The sequence below is a fragment of the Streptomyces sp. ActVer genome (assembly GCF_027270795.1).
Taxonomy (GTDB): domain Bacteria; phylum Actinomycetota; class Actinomycetes; order Streptomycetales; family Streptomycetaceae; genus Streptomyces; species Streptomyces umbrinus_A.
Map to the genome: position 1 here is coordinate 22,348 of NZ_JAPWHT010000089.1, position 6,693 is coordinate 29,040.

General features: G+C 69.2%; 8 protein-coding genes. 6 read left to right on the forward strand and 2 right to left on the reverse strand.

From position 1 onward, the window contains the following. Nucleotides 1-96: 96 nt before the first annotated feature. Nucleotides 97-555 carry a PPOX class F420-dependent oxidoreductase gene (locus O3Q52_RS16925; protein WP_269649607.1) on the forward strand — a complete coding sequence of 153 codons (459 nt, stop codon included), beginning with the start codon at nucleotides 97-99 and terminating at the stop codon, nucleotides 553-555. Here O3Q52_RS16925 and O3Q52_RS16930 read toward each other — a convergent pair. Beyond that, nucleotides 552-1,229, reverse strand: coding sequence for a M23 family metallopeptidase (locus tag O3Q52_RS16930; RefSeq protein ID WP_269649608.1), 678 nt, complete (start codon nucleotides 1,227-1,229; stop codon nucleotides 552-554). The genes O3Q52_RS16925 and O3Q52_RS16930 overlap by 4 nt on opposite strands. Before the next feature lie 281 nt (nucleotides 1,230-1,510). Between O3Q52_RS16930 and rpsB the strand changes: the two genes are divergently transcribed. The 5 genes from rpsB (at nucleotide 1,511) to O3Q52_RS16955 (ending at nucleotide 6,235) form a co-directional block, all read left to right on the forward strand. Next, nucleotides 1,511-2,461 carry a 30S ribosomal protein S2 gene (gene rpsB / locus O3Q52_RS16935; RefSeq protein WP_266754187.1) on the forward strand — a complete coding sequence of 317 codons (951 nt, stop codon included), beginning with the start codon at nucleotides 1,511-1,513 and terminating at the stop codon, nucleotides 2,459-2,461. Between the two features lie 151 nt (nucleotides 2,462-2,612). Continuing rightward, nucleotides 2,613-3,449: a translation elongation factor Ts gene (gene tsf / locus O3Q52_RS16940; RefSeq protein ID WP_269649609.1), complete on the forward strand. Its 837-nt coding sequence runs from the start codon at nucleotides 2,613-2,615 to the stop codon at nucleotides 3,447-3,449. A gap of 189 nt (nucleotides 3,450-3,638) precedes the next feature. Then, the gene (gene pyrH / locus O3Q52_RS16945) at nucleotides 3,639-4,409 is read left to right on the forward strand and encodes a UMP kinase (RefSeq protein ID WP_055614582.1); all 771 of its coding nucleotides are present in this window, start codon (nucleotides 3,639-3,641) and stop codon (nucleotides 4,407-4,409) included. A gap of 120 nt (nucleotides 4,410-4,529) precedes the next feature. Next, on the forward strand, nucleotides 4,530-5,087 hold the full coding sequence (gene frr, locus O3Q52_RS16950; RefSeq protein WP_055614581.1) for a ribosome recycling factor: 558 nt from the start codon (nucleotides 4,530-4,532) through the stop codon (nucleotides 5,085-5,087). Beyond that, on the forward strand, nucleotides 5,087-6,235 hold the full coding sequence (locus O3Q52_RS16955) for a phosphatidate cytidylyltransferase (RefSeq protein WP_269649610.1): 1,149 nt from the start codon (nucleotides 5,087-5,089) through the stop codon (nucleotides 6,233-6,235). Before frr ends, O3Q52_RS16955 begins: the two co-directional genes overlap by 1 nt. Nucleotides 6,236-6,411: 176 nt before the next feature. On the opposite strand, the gene O3Q52_RS16960 is transcribed toward O3Q52_RS16955, so the two are convergent. Continuing rightward, nucleotides 6,412-6,654 (reverse strand): hypothetical protein, encoded by a 243-nt coding sequence (locus tag O3Q52_RS16960; protein ID WP_269649614.1) that lies wholly within the window; start codon nucleotides 6,652-6,654, stop codon nucleotides 6,412-6,414. Nucleotides 6,655-6,693 lie beyond the last annotated feature (39 nt).

Sequence of the window (6,693 nt, forward strand, 5' to 3'; positions counted from 1 at the left end):
GGTGTCGATTCGGTGGGATGCCGTTCGTATGGGGGTGGAGGATCCCTTCCACTGGGAGGGTGGCGCCCCTTTCGAAACGCCCGCCCGGAGGTTGTCATGTCGTTCACCGATGAAGAGATCGCCTACATGCGGTCACAGCCGCTCGCCCGCGTCGCGACGCTGTCTCCCGACGGCCGGCAGCCCGACGTGGTCCCGCTCGCCTTCGAGTACGACGGCACGCACTTCTGGGTCGGCGGCAGCGGCCCGTCGGTCGCCGGGACCCGCAAGTTCCGCAACATCCGGGCCGGCCACCACGAGGTGGCCCTCGTCATCGACGATCTGGTGTCCCTGAACCCATTCATCGCGCGAGGCGTACGGGTCTACGGCACCGCCGAAGAACCCGTCGAGCGTGTGGGGATGGTCGGCCCGGGGCTCTATATGCGCATCACGCCGACCGTCTCCTGGAGCTGGAACATGGCGGGCCGTCCGGTGGGCGCGGAGTGGTACCCGTCGCGGCGGTCGGTCCATGAGGTGCCGCCGAGTGGTCGGCCGGACCAGGACCAGGACCAGGGCTAGGGCACGGCCCGTGCCTCGGACTCGGGCACGCCAATGACGGGCAGCAGCCGTGACGGACCCCGGCCGAGCAGCCACGGCGGGAGCAGGGACAGGGGGTCCAGGTAGGCGTCGGCCCGGCGCAGTCCCCAGTGCAGGCAGGACGCCGGACAGTGCGACCCCGTCGGTTCCAGTACGCCGATCACCTCGCCCGCCGCCACCTCCGCGCCCTTCTTCGCCGTCGCCCGCACCGGCTCGTAGGTCGTGCGCAGGGGTGGGTCTCCCGTGCCGTTCAGTTCCACCGAGACGACCCCGCGGCCCGCGACCCGGCCCGCGAAGGAGACACGGCCGGGAGCCACGGCGCGGACCGGGGTGCCGGGGGCCGCGGTGAGGGCGACCCCGCGATGGCCCCGGCCGTAGGTGGTGGCCGGGGGTTCCCAGCCGCGTATCACCGACGGACGCAGGCCCACCGGCCAGGCGCGGCCGACGGCGGGCACCGGTGCGTCGGCGGGTGGAGCCGGGACGGCGGGTGGGGACGGGAGCGGACTGTCGCCGGAACCGCCCCCGGGGCCAGCCCCTAGGCCGCCGCCGGGATCCCCGTCGAGGGCGGTCGCCGCGGGGAGAGCGGCGCACACCGCGGCCACCATCAGAGCCAGCAGCAGCGCCGGCCACGTACGCATCGATCGGTCTTCTCGCATGCGAGAACGGTCCCGTGCGCGACGGAAAAAAGTGGATCATGGCCAGGATCTGTGGAGTACCGGCCGGTTGTGGACAGCGGCGTCACCCGGCACCTCGCGGGTCCCGTACACTTCTTGTGGCGATCCGGGTCACCGGGTCGACTTCGCACGCCCCGACACCAGGCCCTCAAACAGCCGGTGTCAGCGCCTCTCGGTCCCTAGCGGCAAGGCGCATCGCGGGCGTCAGGCGCGAGTGCCGTCCGGCACGCGCGGCACAACCGAGAAACTCAAGGAGAACGGCCATGGCCGTCGTCACGATGCGGGAGCTGCTGGAAAGCGGCGTCCACTTCGGTCACCAGACCCGTCGTTGGAACCCGAAGATGAAGCGATTCATCTTCACGGAGCGCAACGGCATCTACATCATCGACCTGCTCCAGTCGCTGTCGTACATCGACCGCGCCTACGAGTTCGTCAAGGAGACCGTCGCCCACGGCGGCACGGTCATGTTCGTCGGCACGAAGAAGCAGGCGCAGGAGGCCATCGCCGAGCAGGCCACCCGCGTCGGCATGCCCTACGTCAACCAGCGCTGGCTGGGCGGCATGCTCACCAACTTCTCGACCGTCTACAAGCGTCTGCAGCGCCTCAAGGAGCTTGAGCAGATCGACTTCGAGGACGTCGCCGCGTCCGGTCTCACCAAGAAGGAGCTTCTCGTGCTCTCGCGCGAGAAGGCCAAGCTGGAGAAGACCCTCGGTGGTATCCGCGAGATGTCCAAGGTTCCCAGCGCCGTCTGGATCGTGGACACCAAGAAGGAGCACATCGCGGTCGGCGAGGCCCGGAAGCTCAACATCCCGGTCGTCGCCATCCTCGACACGAACTGCGACCCCGACGAGGTCGACTACAAGATCCCGGGCAACGACGACGCGATCCGCTCCGTCACCCTGCTCACCCGTGTGATCGCCGACGCGGTCGCCGAGGGCCTCATCTCCCGTTCCGGTGCCGGCAAGGCCGCCGAGGGTGACAAGGCCGCGGGCGAGCCGCTCGCCGCCTGGGAGCGCGACCTGCTCGAGGGTGGCGAGAAGAAGGCCGACGAGGCTCCCGCCGAGGCGCCCGCTGCTGAGGCCCCTGCTGCCGAGGAGGCCCCCGCGGCCGCCGAGGCCGAGGCTCCGGCCGCTGCTGAGGCTCCCGTCGCCGAGGCCCCCGCCGCTGCCGAGGCCGAGGCCGAGAAGCCGGCCGAGGCCGCCGAGCAGGCCTGACGAACCAGCGTCACGGTTGAGTGACGGCGGGCGGTGCCGAAGGCGCCGCCCGCCGTTCACCCCCAGCCCGTAGATCTTCGGTGGACGCCCGCCCGATCAGCGGCGGACGCCGACTTCGAGACTTCGAACTCCGAGAAGAGATTCACAGATCATGGCGAACTACACCGCCGCTGACGTCAAGAAGCTCCGTGAGCTCACCGGCGCCGGCATGATGGACTGCAAGAAGGCGCTCGACGAGGCCGACGGCAACGTCGACAAGGCCGTCGAGGCGCTGCGCATCAAGGGCCAGAAGGGCGTCGCCAAGCGCGAGGGCCGCTCCGCCGAGAACGGCGCCGTGGTCTCCATCATCGCCGACGACAACACCTCCGGCGTCCTGGTCGAGCTGAAGTGCGAGACGGACTTCGTCGCCAAGGGCGAGAGGTTCCAGGCCGTCGCCAACACGATCGCCGAGCACGTCACCAAGACCTCCCCGGCCGACCTCGAGGCGCTGCTCGCGTCCGAGATCGAGGCCGGCAAGACGGTCCAGGCGTACGTCGACGAGGCCAACGCCAACCTGGGCGAGAAGATCGTCCTGGACCGCTTCGCGCAGTTCTCCGGCGCGTACGTGGGCTCGTACATGCACCGCACCATGCCCGACCTGCCCCCGCAGATCGGTGTCCTGGTCGAGCTGGACAAGGCCGACGCCGACCTCGCCAAGGGCATCGCGCAGCACATCGCCGCCTTCGCGCCGAAGTACCTCTCCCGTGAGGACGTTCCGGCCGACGTCGTCGAGTCCGAGCGTCGCGTCGCCGAGGAGACCACCCGCGCCGAGGGCAAGCCCGAGGCCGCCCTCCCGAAGATCGTCGAGGGTCGCGTCAACGGCTTCTTCAAGGAAGCCACCCTTCTCGGTCAGCCGTACGCGCTCGACCAGAAGAAGTCCGTCCAGAAGATCCTGGACGAGGCCGGTGTCACCCTGAAGCGTTTCGTACGCATCAAGGTCGGCATCTGAGTCCGTACCGCGATCGACGCGCGACCCCGATAGGGTCGACAGCAGTCGTCCGCGTACGCCGTCACGCGCGTGCGTGACGGTCGACAGCAGATCTGACGAGGAGGCCATTGCCGCGCATGGGTTGCCACCAACACCCCACCGGCAATGGCCTTCTTTGTATGTGCGACACGTAGAAGAGGCGAGATCTCCATGACCACCACCAAGGCCGACAAGGACGAAAAGAGCGACACCGGCAAGGGCGCCGGCCGCTTCCTGCTGAAGCTTTCCGGCGAGGCTTTCGCCGGTGGCGGGGCACTCGGCGTCGACCCCGACGTGGTGCACAAAATGGCCCGGGAGATCGCCGCGGTGGTCCGCGGCGGTGCCCAGATCGCCGTCGTCATCGGCGGCGGCAACTTCTTCCGCGGCGCCGAACTCCAGCAGCGCGGCATGGACCGGGCCCGCTCCGACTACATGGGCATGCTCGGCACCGTCATGAACTGCCTGGCCCTCCAGGACTTCCTGGAGAAGGAGGGCATCGACTCGCGCGTGCAGACCGCCATCACCATGGGGCAGGTCGCCGAGCCGTACATCCCGCTGCGGGCCGTGCGGCACCTGGAGAAGGGCCGTGTGGTCATCTTCGGCGCGGGCATGGGCATGCCGTACTTCTCCACCGACACCACCGCCGCCCAGCGCGCCCTGGAGATCGACGCCGAGGCCCTGCTGATGGGCAAGAACGGTGTGGACGGGGTCTACGACTCCGACCCGAAGACCAACCCCGAAGCGGTCAAGTTCGACTCGCTCAGCTATGGCGAGGTCATCACCCGCGACCTCAAGGTCGCCGACATGACCGCAATCACCCTGTGCCGCGACAACAAGCTCCCGATCCTCGTCTTCGAGCTTCTGGCCGAGGGCAATATCGCGCGGGCCGTCAAGGGTGAGAAGATCGGCACGCTTGTGGGTGACCAGGGCAGTCGGGCCTGACCGGGGGATGGACAATGTCCTGCCGGTCGGGAACCGTGCAGGAACAAGACGCGACGCAGCCGGCCGCCTACCCGCCAAGGAACCGCAGCCGGGCCTACTCAAGACACGCAGGAGCAAGTGGTGATCGAAGAGACCCTCCTCGAGGCCGAGGAGAAGATGGAGAAGGCCGTCGTGGTCGCCAAGGAGGACTTCGCCGCGATCCGCACCGGCCGTGCGCACCCGGCGATGTTCAACAAGATCGTGGCGGACTACTACGGCGCGCTGACGCCGATCAACCAGCTGGCCTCGTTCTCGGTGCCCGAGCCGCGCATGGCCGTGGTGACCCCGTTCGACAAGAGCGCGCTGCGCAACATCGAGCAGGCGATCCGTGACTCCGACCTCGGTGTCAACCCGAGCAACGACGGCAATATCATCCGGGTGGTGTTCCCCGAGCTGACGGAGGAGCGCCGCAAGGACTACATCAAGGTCGCCCGCACCAAGGCCGAGGACTCCAAGATCTCGATCCGCTCCGTGCGCCGCAAGGCCAAGGACGGCATCGACAAGATGATCAAGGACGGCGAGGTCGGCGAGGACGAGGGCCGCCGTGCGGAGAAGGAGCTCGACGACACCACCGCGAAGTACGTCGCTCAGGTGGACGAGCTGCTCAAGCACAAGGAAGCAGAGCTGCTCGAGGTCTGATGAACGACTCTTCCTGGGGGGCGCCGCCACAAGCCGGGTACTGGGGGCCGTCCGACCAGGGGCCTGTCCAGGGGGCTGCCCCGGCGGGTCCCGCCTACGATGCGCACAACGCGCAGCAGACTCGCCCCATGCCCATCGTGCCCGACGTACCCGCGCATGGCGGAGACCAGGATGACGACCGGGGGGCTGCTCGGACGGGCGGCCCCCTGTTCCGCGACGAGACGCCTCGGACGCCGCCGCACCAGGATCCGTCCTCTCAGGTGCCGTCCCACCGGTCGCAGAATCCGCAGGAGCCCATGTCCAGCGCCGCACAACCCGCACCCGCGCCGCCGAAGAAGAGCGCGGGCCGCGACCTGGGCGCTGCCATAGGGGTCGGGGTCGCGCTCGGTGCGGTGATCGTCGCGTCGCTGTTCGTCGTCAAGGCCGCCTTCGTCGGAGTGATAGCGGTCGCCGTCGTGGTCGGCCTGTGGGAACTCACGTCGCGGCTCGCGGAGCAGAAGGGCATCAAGGCGCCGCTCGTGCCGCTGGCGATCGGCGGTGCCGCGATGGTCGTCGCCGGATACGTCCGGGGTGCCGAGGGTGCCTGGGTGGCGATGGCGCTCACCGCGCTCGCGGTCCTGGTCTGGCGGATGACCGAACCGCCCGAGGGATACCTCAAGGACGTCACCGCGGGAGTCTTCGCCGCTTTCTACATCCCGTTCCTCGCCACGTTCGTGGCGATGATGCTCACGGCGGACGACGGTGCGCGGCGGGTGCTCACGTTCCTGCTGCTGGCCGTGGTCAGCGATACGGGCGCGTACGCCGTCGGCTGGCGCTTCGGCAAGCACAAGCTCGCCCCGCGCATCAGCCCCGGCAAGACGCGCGAGGGCCTGATGGGCGCGCTGGTCTTCGCCATGGTGGGGGGCGCGCTGTGCATGCAGTTCCTCATCGACGACGGCACCTGGTGGCAGGGCCTGATCGTCGGCCTCGCGGTCGCGGCCAGCGCCACGCTCGGCGACCTCGGCGAGTCGATGATCAAGCGCGACCTGGGCATCAAGGACATGGGCACCTTGCTGCCGGGGCACGGCGGCATCATGGACCGCCTGGACTCGCTCCTGCCCACGGCTCCGGTGGTGTGGCTGCTGCTGGTGCTGTTCGTCGGGAGCTGACACCGAGGCTCAGGCTCTGCGGTCTGCGGTCTGCGGTCTGCGGTTTTGCGGTACGAGGGGCTCGTCGTCCAACTGGACGGCGAGCCCCTCCCGTATGTCTGCCGCATGCCTGCCGGATGTCCGGGCCTCTCCAACGCTCCAACGCTCGAACGGGAGAAGCGCGGTCTGCGCCGCCGTCAGTCCGTGCCGTAGTCGTGCGGTCGGCCGTCCTGCCAGTCCACCCAGTGCGGATCGTCCAGCAACTCCCACGCGTCCGGCAGGCCCGCGCGGCGCAGGAACTCGATCAGGTCGGCGTCACTGTGGGCAAGGCCGGCGACCCGGGCGCGAATCGACACCCGGCGGCCACCGGTGCCCGCCGCGCGATGCACGACGATGGGCGCGGTGCTCTCGCCTTCGGGCGGCGACTGTTCGCGGTTCACAGTGCACCGCGGGCGGTGTCTGTATCGGTGTCCGCCGTG